The sequence below is a fragment of the Dictyobacter vulcani genome, assembly GCF_008974265.1.
Taxonomy (GTDB): Bacteria; Chloroflexota; Ktedonobacteria; order Ktedonobacterales; family Ktedonobacteraceae; genus Dictyobacter; species Dictyobacter vulcani.
The window spans coordinates 542553-562024 of the sequence record NZ_BKZW01000003.1 but is presented as its reverse complement, the minus strand read 5'-3'; the positions used below and the strand labels follow the sequence as shown (position 1 = coordinate 562024).

General features: G+C 48.5%; 12 protein-coding genes and 1 pseudogene. 5 read left to right on the top strand and 8 right to left on the bottom strand.

The window, feature by feature from the left end:
- Nucleotides 1-104 precede the first annotated feature (104 nt).
- From KDW_RS26565 to KDW_RS26555, 3 genes are all read left to right on the top strand, one after another.
- A complete protein-coding gene (locus KDW_RS26565; protein ID WP_233097921.1) occupies nt 105-1526 on the top strand; it encodes an MFS transporter in 1422 nt (473 codons plus the stop codon).
- A 124-nt stretch (nt 1527-1650) separates the two neighbouring features.
- On the top strand, nt 1651-3057 hold the full coding sequence (locus tag KDW_RS26560; protein ID WP_198925570.1) for an MFS transporter: 1407 nt from the start codon (nt 1651-1653) through the stop codon (nt 3055-3057).
- A gap of 305 nt (nt 3058-3362) precedes the next feature.
- Nucleotides 3363-3659: a LysE family translocator gene (locus KDW_RS26555; RefSeq protein ID WP_269822536.1), complete on the top strand. Its 297-nt coding sequence runs from the start codon at nt 3363-3365 to the stop codon at nt 3657-3659.
- A 51-nt stretch (nt 3660-3710) separates the two neighbouring features.
- On the opposite strand, the gene KDW_RS26550 is transcribed toward KDW_RS26555, so the two are convergent.
- Both KDW_RS26550 and KDW_RS26545 read right to left on the bottom strand, forming a co-directional pair.
- Complete coding sequence (locus KDW_RS26550; protein ID WP_151758935.1) at nt 3711-4538, bottom strand: class I SAM-dependent methyltransferase; 828 nt, start codon at nt 4536-4538, stop codon at nt 3711-3713.
- 145 nt (nt 4539-4683) lie between these two features.
- On the bottom strand, nt 4684-5454 hold the full coding sequence (locus KDW_RS26545; protein WP_151758934.1) for a bacteriorhodopsin: 771 nt from the start codon (nt 5452-5454) through the stop codon (nt 4684-4686).
- A 525-nt stretch (nt 5455-5979) separates the two neighbouring features.
- On the opposite strand from KDW_RS26545, the gene KDW_RS26540 reads away from it, so the two are divergent.
- Together KDW_RS26540 and KDW_RS26535 are read left to right on the top strand one after the other, a co-directional pair.
- Nucleotides 5980-7071 carry a LacI family DNA-binding transcriptional regulator gene (locus KDW_RS26540; protein ID WP_162005635.1) on the top strand — a complete coding sequence of 364 codons (1092 nt, stop codon included), beginning with the start codon at nt 5980-5982 and terminating at the stop codon, nt 7069-7071.
- A 474-nt stretch (nt 7072-7545) separates the two neighbouring features.
- Nucleotides 7546-8865, top strand: a complete 1320-nt coding sequence (locus KDW_RS26535; protein WP_198925568.1) for a glycoside hydrolase family 16 protein — start codon at nt 7546-7548, stop codon at nt 8863-8865.
- Between the two features lie 77 nt (nt 8866-8942).
- On the opposite strand, the gene KDW_RS26530 is transcribed toward KDW_RS26535, so the two are convergent.
- The 6 genes and pseudogenes from KDW_RS26530 to KDW_RS26505 form a co-directional block, all read right to left on the bottom strand.
- Entirely contained in the window at nt 8943-10448 is a 1506-nt protein-coding gene (locus KDW_RS26530; RefSeq protein ID WP_151758932.1) for a chitinase, read from the bottom strand.
- Nucleotides 10449-10542: 94 nt separating this feature from the next.
- A complete protein-coding gene (locus KDW_RS26525) occupies nt 10543-12762 on the bottom strand; it encodes a glycosyl hydrolase family 18 protein (protein WP_151758931.1) in 2220 nt (739 codons plus the stop codon).
- A 412-nt stretch (nt 12763-13174) separates the two neighbouring features.
- A complete protein-coding gene (locus KDW_RS26520) occupies nt 13175-14257 on the bottom strand; it encodes a WxL protein peptidoglycan domain-containing protein (RefSeq protein WP_151758930.1) in 1083 nt (360 codons plus the stop codon).
- Nucleotides 14258-14388: 131 nt separating this feature from the next.
- A complete protein-coding gene (locus KDW_RS26515) occupies nt 14389-15063 on the bottom strand; it encodes a hypothetical protein (protein WP_162005634.1) in 675 nt (224 codons plus the stop codon).
- 259 nt (nt 15064-15322) lie between these two features.
- Nucleotides 15323-17401, bottom strand: coding sequence for an FG-GAP-like repeat-containing protein (locus KDW_RS35345; protein WP_151758928.1), 2079 nt, complete (start codon nt 17399-17401; stop codon nt 15323-15325).
- A gap of 408 nt (nt 17402-17809) precedes the next feature.
- A pseudogene (locus KDW_RS26505) lies at nt 17810-19161 on the bottom strand (alpha-amylase family glycosyl hydrolase); the annotation flags it as partial.
- Between the last annotated feature and the right edge of the window lie 311 nt (nt 19162-19472).

Here is a 19472-nt window from a genome sequence, read left to right as displayed (position 1 = left end):
TTTGTTTACATCAAAATATATTCCGTTTACGGCTTTGTTACTTCCAACCTGTATACTTATCCTCAACCCCGATCAACAATACGGGAAACATGGATACCTGGATTATGCTTCAAGTCTTCCATGCGACGTTTATAGCTGCTATCCTGACTGATATCTGCACAGTCGCAAGCTATCAGGGAGGTTCAATGACCACGTTGCGTTTCGATACAATTGAGGATACAGCTAGCCATGAATCAATGTTTCCAATTATTGTTGCCAGCACTATCGGCTCAGCTATTGAGTGGTTAGACTTTTTTTACTATAGCTTTCTAGCCGTCACTGTATTTCCTGCCGTTTTCTTTCCAGGCCTGAATCCCTATGCCGGGGTCATTGCTGCTTTTACCACTAATTTCGTGGGTTTTGTGGCTCGACCGCTGGGCAGTATTTTCTTTGGCCGCTTTGGCGATCGCGTTGGTCGTAAACCCACACTGGCAACAACGCTGTTGTTAATTGGGATTGCGACCATGTTGATCGGCGTGCTGCCAGGCTATGCCACACTGGGACTACTGGCTCCCCTGTTGTTGGCACTCTTACGCTTTTTGCAGGGAGTAGGGGTAGGTGGAGAATGGGGCGGCTCGGTCTTGCTGACGATGGAGTTTGGTAATCCTGCTCGAAGGGGATTTTTGACCAGCTGGCCCCAGGCGGGCGCGCTGGTTGGTCTGGGTCTGTCGGTGACTTCGCTACTGCTCTTTAAAAATCTCTATCCCGGGGAAGCCTTCCAGAGCATCGGCTGGCGCATGCCGTTTCTCTTAAGCACGATGCTACTGCTGGTAGGACTGTACATTCGGCTACGCATTCCTGAGACAACGGCTTTTTTACATCTGCAGCAGCAACGGCAGTCCCATAAGGTTATGGGGCAGACATGGAGGCGCTACTGGCGTGAGATCTTGCTTTCAGCCCTGGTGCGCTCTGGCGAGCAGGCACCTTTCTATATTTTTACGACCTTCATGCTCTCATATGGCGTAGAAATATTGCATTGGGAAGCTTCCTTGCTCTATCGTGGCCTGATCCTGGCTGCGTTACTGGCCTGCATCACCATCCCTATCTATGGTGCGCTCTCGGATCGCATTGGGCGACGGCGCCTGACTATGTATGGCACGCTGTTGATGGGAGCCTGCGCCATTCCTTATTTTTTGCTTTTTAATACTGGTAACCCGGTCCTGATTGTTCTGGCAATTGCGCTCTCACTAGGTGGCTGCCATGCCTGTCTGTATGGACCACAGGCGGCTTTGATCGCCGAACGCTTTCCCACCCGGTTTCGCTATACAGGCGCAACCCTTGGCTATCAATTAGCCTCAATTATCGCCGGTGGTCCAGCTCCAATCATCGCAACCTATCTACTCAGCAGGGCGCAACCCCATAATCCAACCTACCCGGTCTGGGTATTGATCGCAATTTATTTGATGATCATGGCCTTGAGCTCGCTACTGGCAGCTTGCTACTTAAAAGATTATACGGGACAGGATGCCGTTGAGGATCTCATGTAGAGGCTGTGTCATTCAGCAAACGCAAAGGAGGTATAAACAGGCATTCGTGCATCAATGAAGATACACGCATTGATTTCGGGATCTTATCTTTTTTCTACCTGCTATGTTCCAAAGGAGGATCGCAATGAGCACTGATATTTCATCCGTAGACCAACCAACTCCTCAACAGATGCGCACCGTCATTATCTCAAGTACACTGGGAACCGCCATCGAGTGGTATGATTTTTTCCTTTATGGCACCATGGCCACATTGGTATTCCCCAAGCTCTTTTTTCCCTCAGCCGATCATATAGTCGGTACCTTGCTATCATTACTAACCTTCCTGGTTGGCTTTCTCGCTCGTCCTTTCGGTGGTGCGATTTTCGGCCACATGGGTGACAGGATCGGGCGTAAATCCACACTGGTCGCGACACTGATGTTGATGGGTGTCTCAACCTTTATTATCGGTATCTTACCTGGTTATGCCACACTGGGTATATTCGCAGCTATCCTGGTCACCATCATGCGCCTGTTCCAGGGCCTGGGCGTGGGCGGCGAATGGGGCGGCTCGGTCCTGCTGGCAATGGAATATGGACATAAAAGCAATCGTGGTTTCTGGGCCAGCTGGCCACAGCTCGGTGCGCCACTGGGTCTGGCCCTCTCAACGATTGTCGTTAACATCGTCCAATCATCGATGGGAGCAGATACCTTCTTGTCCTGGGGCTGGCGTATTCCCTTCTTTGTCAGCGCCTTGCTGATTATCATCGGACTGTATATTCGTCTACGTGTCATGGAGACTCCGCTCTTCGCCAAAGTCAAAGAGCAGAATCGCGAGGCCTCCTCACCGCTGGGACATGCTTTCCGTCATAGTACACCCGAAATTTTACTGAGTGCCGGATCCCGTTTCATCGAGCAGGCACCATTCTACCTCTTCACCACGTTTGTGGTCACCTATGGCGTAGATAAACTGCTCCTCAATAAAACGTTGATCCTGAACAGCATCATCGCAGCCGCAGTCTTAGAAATGTGCACCATTCCCGTCTTCGGCGCTATTTCAGACCGCATTGGTCGCCGCCGCTGGTATCTGATTGGTTGCGTATTGATGATCGCGTTCGCCTTCCCATACTATCTATTAATGAATAGCGGCTCGACCGTCCTCTTTGTCCTGGCTGTCATTCTCTCACTGGCCTTCTTCCATTCCTGGGTCTATGGACCTCAGGCAGCCATGATTGCCGAACGCTTCAGCACCCGCTCACGCTACAGTGGTGCTTCGCTCGGTTATCAACTGGCGGCTCCACTGGCTGGTGGATTGGCTCCAATTATCGCCTTACTGCTCCTTAACGGCAAAACCAGCCTGGCAGCCATGGGGCGCAGCGATGTAGTTATCAACATCGGGGCAGGCTCCTGGCAAGCTGTGTCGATCTATATCATCATCCTGGCGGTCATCTCATTTGCCTCAGTGCTCGGACTCAAAGAGTTGACCCACGCCGATATCTCCAGTACCGAAGAAGATAAAGTCAGTCCGGTTCTGATCCTGGCCGGCGAAGACTAAACGTATTGCTAGTCCGGCACACCAGAGTCTTTCTACTATCTGGTGACTTGAACAAAAATGAAGGCGGCGATGCACACATGCAGTTGTGTATCGCCGCCTTCATTTCGTCGGGATGTTTGCCACAGGTTTGCGGGCAATATTGTCGACGCATCTTGGCGCGACTACCACAACCTTCCATTTGCGGGTAAGATAGTAAGTATCACGAAGAAAAGAATATCGAATGCCAAACCAGATAGCAGGTAAGAAAGGAACATCTCTATGCCAACACTAACAAATATCTTTTTGCTTTTCGAGGAAACACAAAAATCTTTTTGCAAGGAATGCTGACCACACTGCTAAATCCAAAAGTAGCCTTCTTCTACCTTGCCTTTTTACCGCAATTTGTCAATCCATCACAGAACCATGTCCCGATGCAGTTATTCGTTCTCGGTCTCGTGTTTAATATTACTGGCCTGGCTGTTGATAGCAGTATCGCGCTCCTGGCAAGCTTGCTTAGTCGCTGGCTCAAAAACCATGCAGGTACAAGCAGATTTATGCACTGGCTCACTGGAGGTGTTTTTGTTGGCCTTGGAGTTCGCCTGGCCCTGACCCAACGTACGTAAATCTTTATCTGCTCAGTACAATGGCGGATTCCGCTGCCAGGCCTGCTCGTTTCATTTGGTGGCGTACACTACTTGATAAATCCACGGGAGGGCAAAGAGGAGTTGGCGCTCAATGTGGTGGAATCCGGCTGCCTGGCAGGTGTGCCAGACGGGATTGGTAGCGTATTCCATCCAGTAGACCTCGTGCATGAGATGCATGAGAAAGATATTTACAGCGCGATCAATCCTTGGCCAGGGGAAGGCGCATTGAATGGGATCAAAGATAATGAGCCGGCCGTTGTCCCGCAGCAGGCGTCGAGCTTCACGCAGCACATTTCTGGCGTGTTCATATGGCAGTTCATGCAAGAGGAGTGAGATCAGGACCAGGTCAGCGCTATTAGCTGGTAAACTGGTATCTTCGGCCGCAGCGTGCAGGAAGTTTACGCGAGAAAGTACATTGGCTTGACGGGCCTGGTGCCGTGCTGCAACTAACGCGTACGGCGATAAATCAACCAGATAGAGGTTGGCCTGTGGTAAACTACACGCTATCTCAATACTGGTCAGAGCGGTTCCACAGCCAAGGTCCACAATGGTCTGTGGAGTTGTATCCTGAGCAAGCTGTACAACCGTGGGGCGAACACGAGGAATACGAAAAAGATGTTCGACCGCTTCCCAGCCAGCCGCTTGCTGATAGGAAAGGTAACCATCCTTCATGCCATGATGGGGAACCAGATAGTAACTCGGATAACTTAGATGAAGGGTCTGAAGTTCTGCCGCGGCTTGCTCCCAATCTGTACCATCGTAAAGCGCAAATGTGCGCGGCAGGAGCATTTTTGCCAGGTGCTTTTGTAGTGCCTGGCCGTCCCAGTTTCTGAGAGGAATGGCAAAAAAAGGTGGCATCAGGATCTGTCCTTTACGGTGAGTAAAAGGACCATGGCTTGTACTGCTGCGGCAGAATCCATCATGGTCCTCTCAATTCTGATCTCTGATCAGTTAGGGTTCTGATAATCCAACCTCGACGGTATCATTGCGCTGACTAGCAGGGCTAATAGCGCGGATTAATTTGTCCGGCTGGACGCTCAACCACCGGGTTAATCTCGCGATCGACATCTTCGAGTGCATCTCGATTGGACACGAGAACCAGACCAAAGCCAACTTTAGCACAGACATCCAGGACGGCATAACACACGGTCTCGGCCAGAGTCGGAATGACGCCAAATCCTTCTTTTCCTAATGCCCAGACAACAGGATAAAGGATCCAGAGCACGACGAGAATAGTGGTAAGACGGCGGTAATGACCATCAATGAATCTACCTCGTAAGCTGGCCTGGGGCATGAGTTTTGTCAGGACAAAGTAGAGGACGGCCAGAAAACCAGCACAACTGGCAGCGAAAAAGACCCAGCGAAACTCTGTACGAATCAGGCTGGCGACAAAACCGGTCAGAATCATGTAGACGTCAGCAACTAGTATTGACCCGATCACGCCAGCACGATTCGGAAAGTTTCTCGCTAAGGCTAATAAAGCAAGATCTAAAAGCAGAAGTGGTGTCGTGAATGTCCAGTCAATGTAGCGGCCGAAGAAGACAAGGTGTCCTCCTGGTTGCTGGAGAAGCGTTCCATAACCACCAGCCATCAAGGCATAAACGGTGGCTGCAATCAGGGTGATGATCGCGCTGATCGCGTAAAATTGACGTTTTGCTACTCGACCACTCACTGAACCATAGGTGAAGTAGAGGGAGCCAAGAATCATAATGAGGGCGGTAATCCACAAAACAAGTGTGACTCCTGAACCAAGCGGGCCTGTACCTGAAATCATAGGAATACTTTCTCCTTTTGCGCAAACAGGCGAAAAACGAGTCTACGAAAGGTTACTCACACAAAAAGCACCCTTGCCTCTCGGAGAGTCAAACTACACTTTTTCTTTGCTCTACCTTCACGAGCAACTTCCTTCAAGACAGTGTATACTTTCCTTCTACGCTAGAAGTTCAAAAAAGAGACACGTTCAATGCCTCTTTACTCTGCTCGATTCCTTGACTAAAACCAGTCATGCATACTTGTGGAGTTAACGCCAGCATATATCGCGCTTGCGCTGCTCGCATATGCCTGTGTCTATGCTGAGATCGCCGGACTGTTATGATAGCTTGGCGATCTCAGCGATTGTACAATATGAAAAATAGTTAGCGATGCTCCACAATCCTGACAAAATACTCCTTTAGTATTGACAGTAACCGGTTTCTGTGGTATATTCCTCATGTACTACACATTCAATATGTTCTTATCAGGTTCGTTTTGTAAGTACAGCTCGGTCACGATTTCATTGCGATGATGCAGGAATATGATTATGCAGAAAAAACTGACTATTAATGATATTGCACGCATGGCTCAGGTCTCAAAGGCCACGGTGTCGCGTGTTCTAAATCGGCATGCGTCAGTTGATCCTGTGCTCAGGGAACGCGTGATGGACATTGTGCAGGAACATAATTTTGTCCCGAATGTCACCGCAACCGAACTGGCTAATGGCCGTACACGCTTGATCGGCGTCCTCGCTCCCCCCTTGAATTGGCCAGCGATTCCTGAAATCATGCACGGCGTTTCTGAATATATTGAAACAACACCCTACGAAGTCGTTCTTTATAGCATGAATCTTGAACGCAACCATTCAGATGTGCTCGATCGTATTCTGGCTATGCGTATGGTTTCTGGTTTGCTTGCTATTTTGCCTGGTGGACTCTCAAGCCATCTCGATACATTCTTCCAGCAGGGTCTACCATTGGTCATGATCGATGACCAGAAAGAACCAACGCATATTCCCTGGGTAGGCATCGATAATTTTTCCAGCGCATATGAAGCTACGAACTATTTACTGCAACTTGGCCATCGGCGCATTGCACATATTATGGGACCCAGACACTATTATTGCGCGTTACAACGATTGGAAGGCTATCAGCAGGCACTGCTGGAGGCTGGAATTCCGCTGGAGCCAGATCTGCTTTTGCAAGGAGAGTTTGAGCCGGCCAGTGGCCGTCGCTGCGCTGAAATGCTTTTTGCTCAGGACCGTGGAACATGGCCAAGTGCAATTTTTGTCGGCAATGATCAGATGGCTTATGGCGTGCTGGAAGTTGCTGAAGAGCGTAAGATTCAAGTTCCAGAGGCTGTCTCGATTATTGGCTTCGATGATAATCTGCTTTCCGCCCACATGCGCCCGCCTTTAACCACCATGCATCAGCCCTTTATGGAAATGGGATATCAGGCTACTAAATTGCTTTTAAACATGATTGATCCCGAGCATGTCCATAAACCTGAACAGAAATGGCAGGCTTTCTCTTCTTCTTTACCAGATACAACAAAAAACGATCATTCCAGCCGTATCCAGATACCTACCCATCTCGTGACCCGGACATCCAGTGGCGCATTTCATCCTCGCTTGCTGTAAATGTAATCCTTTCTGTGCGCATTTGCGCATATATTTATAAAAAAATATGCCTGATTTTTTGCACAAGAGTTTAAATACTGTTGTCATGTCATAGTGTTGTCATAAACACTGTCCATAGCCAGTTGGACCAGCATAAATATCTATCAGGCATATGAAAACAAGTAGTTTGTTCAACAGCTACTAGTGGTCTGTCAGACATCATGTGCTGGGGCGGCGGGGATGCAAGCGAGCATGCCGGAGGCATGATCAAGCGCCGAGCCCCTTGACTGGGGCTCGGGGGCTGTGCCCCCGACATCTCCCCCCTCCCACCCGCGTAGTGGGCACACAACTCATCACACGAAGTTTGACAATGTACTGGCTCAGAAAGGGGGTGGTCAACCTGTAGGGAACAAGCATACAAGTCCATAACATGTGAACACTGGAAGCCTTTTTCTTTTTAATGCTGAACAGAATAACAAAGCAAAGGAACAATCAATGCAGATGTTTCAACCGAAGAACCGGACAAACGGTTCTCAGCAACGAAGTTCACATATTCCCTTGCGCATTACTGTCCTGGCTATCCTTGGCTCGCTGGCTTTAGCGGCCCTGAGTTTCGCTTCCTTAAATAATAATGTACCGCACGCTCGCGCGGCCTCGTGGACACAGATCTGGAGCGACGAGTTCAATGGAGCAGCTGGCACGGGTCTCAATAACTCCAACTGGCTCTACGATCTCGGAACCAGCTATCCCGGTGGTGCCGGCAACTGGGGTACGGGTGAGGTTGAGTCCGAGACCAATAGTACCGCCAATGTTTATCAGGATGGCTCCGGACATCTGGCGATTAAGCCAATTCGCGATGCCAATGGCAACTGGACGTCGGGCCGTGTCGAGACCCAACGCACAAATTTCGCGGCTCCTGCCGGTGGGATGATTGCGTTCGAGGCATCGCTCCAGATGCCAAATGTGACCGGGGCGCAGGCTCAGGGCTATTGGCCAGCCTTCTGGATGCTTGGCGATTCATTCCGGGGCAACTATACGAACTGGCCCATGGCTGGTGAGATTGATGGCATGGAAAATGTCAATGGCACCAATATGGAATATGGCACGCTCCATTGCGGCTATATGCCAGGTGGTCCATGTAATGAGACAAATGGTCTTGGTGGCCATCAGCCCTGCGCGCCAACTACCTGCCAGGCAGCATTCCACACCTATCGCGTTGAGATAGATCGAAGTACTTCACCTGAGCAGATTCGCTGGTACCTGGATGGAAACCAATTCTGGCAGGTCTCGGCAAATAGTGTAGATGCAACGACCTGGACCAATGCGGTGGATCATGGCTTCTTCGTTATCCTCAATGTAGCAATGGGTGGTAGCTGGCCTGGTAATCCCAGTGGCGCGACGGCCTCTGGCGTTCCTATGTTGATCGATTATGTACGCGTCTTCACCAGCGGCGGTTCTGGTTCAACACCGACTCCGGTACCATCATCAACACCGGGATCTACCCCCACGCCAACACCTACACCAATATCTAATTGTCCATCCGGTAGCTTTATCCAGGGTGCAGATAGCACTGGTGCTAGTACAGCCACTCCCTGGTTCAAGCCATGTGATTGGACTGCTGGCTACGTGATTATTCACTATATTCCGGCCGGGCAGGGACAACAAAATGTTTATATGACCTACAACGCCGGTACTGGACATTGGGAATATCCTATCGGTGGCCTGTACACTGGCCAGAATCTCCAATACTCGTTCACGTATCAGAAACAAGGGCTCCAGTATGACACTCCATGGTACTCATGGACCCATCCATAAGCACTGACTGCTACGTACATTCGCTCAAGGGAGTGGGAAGGCAAACTGTTTTTGCCTCCTCACTCCCTTTCCATGCATTATGGTAAAGCTTTGAGGTGAGTACCGACGGTATGGGCGAAATTGTAATTGCTGGCTGCATCCCAGTTGATGGACCAGGTCATCGCGCCACGAATGGTTGAATACTGCGCCGCGGGCGTGAATGATCCACAATGGCTACCATTGGCCAGGCAATCGAGGGCGTTATTGATGACGGATGGTGCGACATATCCTCCTCCGGCCGCCGAGGTCGTCGCTGGCAAACCCAGCCCAACCTGGTCAGGACGCAGTCCTCCCTGCAATTGGATACAGGCCAGGGCGGTCAAGAAGTCTTCCGTGCCCTGGGAGTAGACATTACCATTACAACCATTCATCGAACCCGAATTATAGTACTGCATATTGACAATCGTTAAGATACTCTTGATATTCAACGCCAGTTGGAAGTACGCACTTGAGGTTGATTGCATATCAATCGTCTGCGGAGCCAGGGTAATAATCAGGCCAGATCCTGCCAGGGCGGAGAGTTGCTGCAAAGCACTGCCCATATAGGTAGGACTGACGCTATTTTCAAGATCAATATCCACTCCATCAAAACCATACGTCTTCATTATCCCATACACACTATGCGCAAAGTTCGTAGCGGCCGTCGCATCTCCGACACTGATGGTGCCATTTTGTCCACCAACCGAGATGATAACTTTCTTGCCTTGCGCATGGAGTGACGCAATGTCACTGGTAAATTGCGCTGCGGTATATCCCCCCAGAGCGTTCGATAGATCTGGATCGACACTAAAGGTAACACCACCAGGAGTAGATGCGTCCGCATTGGCAAAGGCAACGGCAATCAAATCATACTGGGCATCGACCGCACTCAGGCGCAAGGCAGGTGCATTATTGGTAAAATCCTGCCAGTAGCCAGTCAAAACATGTTTGGGGAGACTACCACATGTCAGACAGGGCGTTGGGGTAGCCGTTGGCATGATAGTTGGAGTTGCTGTTGGTATTATCGTTGGAGTTGGCACAGTTGTGCCCGTTGGCGTCGGTGTACCCGAACCGGCTGGACCAGCCAGGATAAAATCATCAGCATAGCCACTGGCCTGCGCATACCATCCGTGAATATATATCGTTACACTACTCGTTGTACTCCCAGTGGTAAAAGTATACGAGAGTTTTGTATAGCTTCCGCTATTCGTCCAATTATTACCGTAACCGTTCGCACCAATATACATATACGATCCATTCACATATGCACTTAGCGTGTAAGCCGTATTCGGTTGTACAGCAACTGTCTGGGTGCATTGTCCTGTGGTAGAACCGGTTGGATTGAGCTGTAATGCATAGGCTCCACTATGAACAGGACTGCTAACAACAGTATTACTACTATCACAACTCCAGCTATTCAGATTGCCAGTTTCAAAACCAGCATTGTTCAACAGATTATTATCTGCCGCCAGTACGCCAGTCGATGTATTCCAAAATAACAGGATCAGCATACTGCCAAGCAATACAAAAATACTGAACACTTGCAGGCGTTTCGTATGCAACATTCTCGCTCTCCTTGCAGCCAGTGTCCGACATGGCTCGGTTCAACAAGATCTGGTAAAGGACGGCCGCAAAGTTCATCTCTGCGGCCGCATGGCTTTAACTTAAAGAGACATCGTCGACATAGACATTGCCCTGTCCATACCAGCCATGGACATAGATGGTGATACTGGTGGTGGTGGCGTTCGTGGTAAATGGATAACTTAACTGACCATAACTACTGTTACTCGTCCAGGTGTCACCGGCACTATTCACACCAAGGAAAGCGTAATTTCCCCAGACGTACGCTTTCAATGTATAGCTGTGATTAGCCTGCACACTAATGGTCTGCGTACACTGTCCAGTTGTCGAATTAGAAGGCGTCAATTGCAGTGCATACGTACCGCTATGCACATGACTATTGACCACGACATCACCCGCATCACAAGTCCAGCCACTTAATGTCCCGCTCTCAAAACCAGGGTTCGTGACCAGATTGCCAGTCGGGTTGGGCGTTGGTGTCGGGTTGGGCGTTGGCGTCGGTGTTGGATTGGGCGTCGGTGTCGGTGTTGGATTGGGCGTTGGCGTTGGGGTCGGAGATCCATCGGGAAGGCCGCTGACGATGGCGTTAAGTAAAGTGTCGGCAGGATCATTTTGATCCAGCGAGAACATCATGGCACCTGCCATACCATGGCTCTTGAGATACGCTGTTTTGGCTGTGATCGATTGTGGAGTATCTCCAGTGTAGAAGTTTGTGCCGTCATAAATCCAGGCGGCCTGGGTGGTGGGATCAAAGAAGTTAGCATTGGCATTACTGGTTAAACCTGCGGCCGCAAGCTCTTTATAGTCAGCGGTACCTGCAGTTTGGCTATAGGAATAGGCGGGAGAGGGTCCGCTCGCGCTTTGATACAGACCATGATTACTTCCCGCTGCAACACCTGTCCAGCCACGATAATACATAGGGAAGCCCATCACCAGCTTGTTGGCGGGAAAGCCACCAGCAATACCGTAGTCCGCTGAACCAGTTGTCCAGTCTTGAATGGACGTGTCGACGGTATATTTTTCTTTACCAGGTGCGATAGGTTGCGAGGGATCATTGGGCGAGCTGAAGAGAGTATCCTGCAAGTTCGTGGGACCAGTACTATCCCAGGCTCCATGCATATCATAGCTCATCACATTAGCATAATCCAGGTATTTACCAATCTGATCCGTTTGCATATGCGCCATCTTGTCCTGGCCCGAGGGAACGGCTGCTGTTAACTGAAAGTGCTTGCCGATACTGGTGCCGTAACTGTCCAGCTCGTTGCGAAACTCTTGCAGTAACAACGTGTAGTTTGCAGTGTCCTGCGAGCCATAATGATTGCCAGTATGTCCCGCGGTGGCTGGATATTCCCAGTCGATATCGAAACCATCAAAGATGCCTGCCGCTGAAGCTGTACCTCCCGCTGCGTCTCCGCTGATTCCCGTGGGTAGATTACCTTTAAGAAACATCGTAATACAGGAGCTCACAAATTTTTGCCGTGAGGCTGAAGATGCAGCTACATCGGAGAAGTATTTTGAAAAGGTCCAACCTCCAAGCGAAAGCAGGATCTTGAGATTTGGATACTTTACTTTCAGCTGCCGGAACTGGTTGAAATTGCCTTTGATTGGTTGGCTATAGGAATCGGAGGTGCCGTCTACACTATTTGAGCTATAGCTCTTCTGGTAATCGGCAAATGCATCACCCGCACCATCACCTGCATTGGGATCGCTTTCATTGCTGGCGTCCGAGGCCTTGATGGTTTCAAAACAGGTCAGGTTGGTCGGATCGATGTTCTCGAAGTCATAGATAATCGTTGTGAGCTTAGCGGCAGCCCCTGAAGTATCAACGTTGGAGGGATAATAGCCATTACCATAGATCCCCCATTGATCAAAATAGGCGCTTTTTTGATAGGCGCTGGTACCAATGGCTTTGGTGGTGGCGGTGAGCGCTGGACTCTGACTTGAGGTGTTCCCATCTTTATCGTATGCCTGTACAGTAAAAGTATAACTGGTCGCGGGTACGAGTGAACTGACGGTCACTGAGGTTCCCATCGAGGTAGCCATAATCTGGGAACCGTTATAGATATAGTAAGCGGGAACATCACCTGTGCCTGAATTATCACTGGAAGAGGACCAGGTAAGTGTAATAGATTGTGCACTGGTAGCCGTGACATTTACATTAATAGGTGTGGAGATTGTAGCCGCGGTGTTGATGTTGCTCGCTCCATGAGCCACGGAAGGCCAATAGAGAACACCGATGGGTAACAGGAGCAGGAACAGACAGATTACGACCAATGGCCAAAGCTTCACCTTTATCATGAGTAGCTCCTTGCCTTTGCTTGCATAACTTTCCATGTTACACACTATTGCTTGTTGTCAATGAATGCGCCCTGAATACAGATAACCGGGATAGCGTCGTATCGCGCGCATTTTTCCTCCTTTCTTACGTACGTCCAGTTGTTCTAATGACTGCTCATCTGTGCGGATCAACATAGAAATTCAATGTATAAAATACACCTTAAATAGTATGTCGCTTTAAGAGATCGCCACTTACTCCTTTGCCTTTTCTAAAAGTGTACCCAAACCTGGTGTATATGTCAATATGTATATACCAGTTCATTGAATTCTCATCAATATCACAATAGGAGTATTTCGTAATTATGGATCGAAAAAGCATCGAAGGAACTACCCTCCGATGCTTTTGGTAAAGAATAAGTACAATACAAACGGATTAATGCTCCTGGTGTTGAGAAAGCTGGTGCTTTACCTTAAGACAAAATTTGGTAAGCCCATAACCAAGGAAACCCAGCAAAATTAAGCCGATACCTGCACCCGATGCTATCTGCCAGGGAGCAAACAAACTCCAGAGATCATCCGTATCACCAAGTTTGACCAGCGCTACTATAGCACCACCGAGATCCTTTACTGGTGGTTTAATGATAAATTCTGTTCTATATTTCAGCACTTTATTATGCCCATAGTATAGGTCGAGCACAGCTTGATAGTGTCCAACTCCAAGGGCTTTATGCTGAATATAAAACCGATTCTGGATACTTGTCCGCGGCAACAAAGTCTCATATTGCAATGCGTGTTTCTGGATAAGGTGACCATGATCATCCAGGATCTGCAATGAACCATTTGCTTTTACTCGTATATTTCCAGCATTGCTTAACCCGATCATGAGATGCTGATATACTAACCCTCTATCAGGTAAAATACCCGTTGCAATTAATTTTTCATGAGTAGGACCCGGAAGCGTCAACACGATCGGGACAGCCCAACGCGCTCGAATATGAATGGGGATTTTTTTTGCTTGAGCGACCAGGGGCTTAACGTCCTCAGCAATAATACCGCCTATATGCTCACCAGAATCAGTATTCACAGGAATAGTAATCTCAAAGGGAACGCTCTGACTTTTACCAGGATCCAAAGTTACTTTCTCCTTGCTCAACTTTATCCAGGATCCGACATCAGTAAGCTCAGCGTCACGAGAACTAAAAGATGCGCCTCCGGTTGGCGCGGAAGAGGCATCCGCAGGATAGAGATTAACCGTACCACGGCCATTCCCGGTATTGGTCACGAGGATGCTCGCATGAAGATGATTGGCAAGATGAGTCTTAAACATAAATAAGCCTGCGGTGATCGGATCATGGCGATCCCAGACGGTAGGCATGAGACTAAACATTGCTTGATGATCGGTCACCTTCACAGCTTTCACGCTGGTTACCATTTTTAATGACATCATCACCATCAATACCACCACCACCACATAAAGAAAAAATCGATAACCTGGAAAGACGGAGAACATTCTCATGTCAGATACCCTTTACAATAAAGAGGAAGATTACATATCTGTGCAGACTGGCTTACATCGACTCACTACACTCTGAAAAGGAAAATCAGAAATCCGGATTTCCTTTTCAGTACGATTACATGGAAAAACGTTTATACACCAGCTTGCGTAATAGTCACAGAAAATGTTCCACCAGTGATGTTATCCACAGGGACACTCGCTGGCAAAACAAAGTTAGCAAGGGTTGAGATGCTAAAAGCTCCAATTCCTTTTCCGAGTCCTGCATCGGCCAACATGAGTGGAGCTACCACTATTGGCGATCCACCAGCTGCCTTCGTAATTGCAGAGGGCGAAGAACAGTTTGAAGCACCAGTACATGTGATAGAGACCGGATTCGTGGCATCTAGAGACATAGTAGAGGTGACAGGTGAAGCTACTGGTGTGCCACCGACAGATGGATAGTTAAAAGTAACAGGAGTTGCATCAGACGTTTGAACAGTCCAGCCTATTCCAGTTCCACGTAGATCGGTAACGGTGCTAGGGAATTTAAGTGGAATAACTTGATCTTGTAGCGATGTGGTAATAGCTGTACCGTTATTATACGTAGGCGTACCAAAAGTGGAGGAGAAGTTACCGGGTGCTACGGTTGGGATTCCACCAATAACTACAGTTGCACAGGGTGTACCAACTCCACAAATATCCGTTGCCGACATACGAGGTCCGGCCAGGGCTGCACTGGGCATCATAGTTGAACCAATGATCAGCATGCCTCCAATGATCACAGCACAGACACAACATATGATCCATCTGTTAGTTATATTTCTCATGAAGCAAAAAACCTTTCTCTACTTTTCTTATGAATGACCCTCATCTACATATATACTCTGGGTATTAGCCAGGTCTTTATATAGTGAGTCATTCTCTTAATAATATATATGAAACCCGAACAGAAATTTGTCTAATTATCAATGCATAACCTTTTTTTAACATAAGAAGGAGAAATAACTCATTAAAAGAGTTATTTCACCTTCTTCAAAACCTGGCAATACAACTCAACCCTTTCCAGGAAAAGAAACTATGGCCGTATTATTTTTGTTGTTCTTCCTGCGAAAGCAAAGATGGTACAACAGGCAAGAATGAACGCGCGGTGTTTCTCATCGGTCCTGGCAGGATAATAATAGTGTCTGTAACCAGGTTATTGTTAGGATCAAGATCACCACTGATCCCACATTGAGCTACACTGACCAGTTGTGGCGGCGCACTGGCAGTCACAACGCCGGTAATTTTAATTACTGGTAAGCTCAAACCAGGAGCAATGAGATTGGTTCCTGTATATTGCGCGGAGATCAACAAGGGACTTGTAGTGCCGGAACTGGAAATAGTCCAGTTTGTAGCTGCTGCATGTACATTGCTGAGTCCCAACGGAATAACTTCACTAAGGTTAATTGGTAAGAGCATTGGATCAATACTGATCAGCTTACTTGCATTAGAAACAGTGACGAAAAAGGTTACAGTTTGTCCGACAAAGAAATTAGATCCCCCGAGATGGATCTGGGTCACTGCTACATCTGGCAAATTCCCTGGCAAGTTTGCTCTGACAATCGGGGGACCAAAACCCAGCATATGCGCGGTGCTTTTATCAGCACTGTCAAATGGCCCGGGTGCAATAAACAGCATATCGGTCGCAAGGTTGTTATTCGGGTTGAGATCACCCGCGATCCCCACCGTCGCGGTCTGAACCAGGATAGAACCACCAGTACCATTCACTTTACCTGTAATCGTAATGGGTGGTAGTGCTGATCCTGGCAGCAATGGCGGCGGCCCGATATATGTCGCAGACATCAGAAGCGGACTCGTACTCCCGGTCGTGATAATAGACCAGTTCGTGCCCACAACCGATACGCCACTGAAACCAAGCGGAATTACATCAACCACCCGGATAGAAGACGGATTTGAGATCCGGCCCGATTGTGCTGAGGCAGACACGCGAAGTGTTGCAGTCACAGTTTGCCCTGGAAAAAAGGTTGGTCCTCCCGCATGATTAAGTGCAACAGCCGCATCTGGCAACGGAAATGGTGTCGGCGTCGGACTTGGCGTCGGTGTCGGACTTGGTGTCGGCGTCGGACTTGGTGTCGGCGTCGGACTTGGTATCGGCGTCGGACTTGGTGTCGGCGTCGGACTTGGTGTCGGCGTCGGTGTTACTTCTTGTGGACTTAAAAGTATGCTGACCGTGTCTCCGCCAAAATTAGCAACCGCAAGCCCTTGATGCCCTGGCATTGTAAAATACCCACTGGCAATCCCACGCGGACTATATCCAACAACGATTGGTGTCTGAGGTGTATAACCACCACTACCATCATTGAGAAAGACGGACACTGTCCTATCCAATAAATTTGTTACTGCCAGGTCAGTGTTCCCCGCATTATGAAAGTTTCCAGTTGTGATCCCAAAAGGAAGGGACCCAACAGCAAGTGGCGTTTGAGCATTAAAGGTACCGTTTCCATTATTAACCAGAATACTAACCGTGTTGTCGTTCGCATTGACTACAGCGAGGTCTTGACGTCCATGACCCATCAAATTTCCAATGGCGATCTCGCGCGGTGCGTTCCCTACTGGAGTAGGAGGTGTTTGGGCAGTAAAGCCACCACTACCATTATTAGCCAGGATTGTCACAGTTGCATCATTGCCATTGGAGACTGCAATATCTTGATGACCCTGCCCCATCAAATCACCAACGACAATACCAACGGGAACATGGCCAACAGCAACGGAAAGGGGAGCGGAAAAGTGTCCTGTGCCATCATTGAAAAATATACTGACTGTATTACTTGACTCGTTCGTAATTGCCACATCGCTACGACCCAGACCTCGAAAATCTCCTGTTGCTATTCCGATAGGACTATCTCCAGTGGACAAAGGGGGCTGCAAGGTGAAGTGACCATGCCCATCATTAGCGAGAATATTAAAAGTGCTGTTTCCTAAATTTGCGACTGCCAGATCCAAATGACCCTGGCCCATAAAATTTCCCTGCACGATGCCAGTAGGATTAACACCTACTGAAATGGGGGATTGAGCGGTAAAAACACCCAACCCATTGTTTGCTAAAATACTTACGGAGTCGTCCAACTCATTTGTAACCGCTACATCCTGGAAACCATTTCCCATAAAATTTCCTGATACAACCCCAGCAGGATAAGATCCTACAGTATAAGGGACAGGGGGATTAAACAGAGGCGGATCCGCATGGGCGTGATAGCTTTTTTGTGAGCTTTGACAGCAGAAAAAAATAACACTCACACAGCACAACAAAACTAAAAAGCTATGGAGTGCAAACAATATTGGTCTTTTCACCGTTCATCACACTTTCCACAAAATATATATAACTACACTATATGTAACATGCATCAATAAAATGTTCATATGCATAGCTACATACAGCAAATTTATTTTTGCATTATTGTGGAGGTTTCTTATTTCTATGTGCTCACGTAGCGCAGGTAACGTGTATAAAAGAAGCAGCCATCGAACAGAGGTGTTCGGTGGCTGCTTCTTTACGAGAAGAACAAGCCCTGTTTAGTAGCGATTGGTTAATTCAACAGCCTGGTGGCTGTTGAGGGTCAGGGTAATGCTGTTCCCTGAGAGCGTGTAGGCAGTACCGGTTAATTCGTCATGCAAGGTCTGGCCACTGCTGAAATTATCCAGATTAGGGATGGTAACCGTACGACTCCCCAGGAATTGTTGAGGGCGACCAGCACATTGTTGGTGCCTTTTTCGCGCTCAAAGGCGTAGAATGTATCGTCAACCCACTTCTCATGTTGTGAGCCGTTCTGGACCGCAGGATTGAGGTTGCGGGCCTGATTCAGTTTGGCAACATAATTGTAGAGGGTGCTAGTGGTACTGAATGAGTTGAACATGTCCTCGCGATTCGCAGGGTCGGCACAACCATTAAAGCCCTGTTCGGTTCCATAATACATAATGGGGATACCCCGACTGGAGAAGCTAAATGACAGTGCCATCTCCAACTGGGGCCACTTATCCCAGGTGGCTGATGGATTTCCGCTGGCATCGCAGAGAAAGCGGTCAACATCATGGTTGTCAATGAAGACGCCATTGGTGTTTGGATCACGATACTGGTAGTCAGAACTGTAACGACTACTGATGTTGTACATTGACTTGTTCTGACCAAAGACATCATGGATGGTGTAGTACATTGGATAGTCCAGTGTGGCATCCAGATAGTGGGTGTAATCACCAACATAGCCAGGATCACCGTTGAAGACTTCACCAATGGTAAAGGTACCGGCACTCTGTGAGTAAGCTTTCCAGAAATCCTTGGGCACGTGTTTGACGGTATCTACACGCAAGCCATCCACACCAGTGGTATTGACCAACCAGTTCACATTATTGAGCAAGGTTGAACGTGTATAGGAGTTGCTCTGATCCAGGTCGTTGAGACCCGCGACGTCCTGGTTCTCAACATCCCATTGATTGTTGTAGTCGGCCACATTACCATTGTGATGGTAATCAGCGGAATCAGGGAAGGTTGGGGTATTGTAGTTATAGTAGCCGGTATGGTTGGCGACTACATCCAGCATCACCCAGATATTCCGATTGTGGGCCTGCGTCACCAGTTCCTGAAGTTTACTCATCGTTCCCAGGTGGCCATCAATCGAATAGAAATCATAGCCCCAGTAGCCATGATAGGCATGAGCATCATGCTGCATCACCACAGGCGTAATCCAGATGGCGGTAAAGCCCATGTTCTTGATGTAATCAAGATGTGAAATGATACCCTGGAAGTCACCACCATGCCAGGCCGTGGGATCGGACCGGTTGGTATTGAAACCACCATAATTATCGTTTGAGGTATCACCATCACTAAAACGGTCCGTGGCAATAAAGTAAATGGAACGCGTTGTCCAATCCTGTGCGCTATGGGCCTGAGCACGTCTGGCTGGAGTAAATGCCAGCACAGCAACGGTCACAAGAATAGCTACCAGTACCAGGGTTACACCAGCATAAATAGTAGATAAGCGCCTATGCTGATTCAAGCGGAGCAGAAATCCTTTTCCGGTCATTGGAAAGGTCCTCCATGTGTGTATTTTCTTCGTCGAGTAATACAACTGCAAAAGGATTAAGGAACTACTACTGATAGATATGTGCATCTACCAGCGCTTTGGCATTACAGGAAAGTGTCAATAGTGGGATAGCTAACACGATCCTCTCCACGTTGCGC

Excerpts from the sequence above, each read along its gene's own strand:
- KDW_RS26565 (WP_233097921.1), top strand. The coding sequence starts at position 105 with ATGCTTCAAGTCTTCCATGCGACGTTTATAGCTGCTATCCTGACTGAT.
- KDW_RS26560 (WP_198925570.1), top strand. The coding sequence starts at position 1,651 with ATGAGCACTGATATTTCATCCGTAGACCAACCAACTCCTCAACAGATG.
- KDW_RS26550 (WP_151758935.1), bottom strand. The coding sequence starts at position 4,538 with ATGCCACCTTTTTTTGCCATTCCTCTCAGAAACTGGGACGGCCAGGCA.
- KDW_RS26545 (WP_151758934.1), bottom strand. The coding sequence starts at position 5,454 with ATGATTTCAGGTACAGGCCCGCTTGGTTCAGGAGTCACACTTGTTTTG.
- KDW_RS26540 (WP_162005635.1), top strand. The coding sequence starts at position 5,980 with ATGCAGAAAAAACTGACTATTAATGATATTGCACGCATGGCTCAGGTC.
- KDW_RS26535 (WP_198925568.1), top strand. The coding sequence starts at position 7,546 with ATGCAGATGTTTCAACCGAAGAACCGGACAAACGGTTCTCAGCAACGA.
- KDW_RS26530 (WP_151758932.1), bottom strand. The coding sequence starts at position 10,448 with ATGTTGCATACGAAACGCCTGCAAGTGTTCAGTATTTTTGTATTGCTT.
- KDW_RS26525 (WP_151758931.1), bottom strand. The coding sequence starts at position 12,762 with ATGATAAAGGTGAAGCTTTGGCCATTGGTCGTAATCTGTCTGTTCCTG.
- KDW_RS26520 (WP_151758930.1), bottom strand. The coding sequence starts at position 14,257 with ATGAGAATGTTCTCCGTCTTTCCAGGTTATCGATTTTTTCTTTATGTG.
- KDW_RS26515 (WP_162005634.1), bottom strand. The coding sequence starts at position 15,063 with ATGAGAAATATAACTAACAGATGGATCATATGTTGTGTCTGTGCTGTG.
- KDW_RS35345 (WP_151758928.1), bottom strand. The coding sequence starts at position 17,401 with ATGGGAAATGGTTTCCAGGATGTAGCGGTTACAAATGAGTTGGACGAC.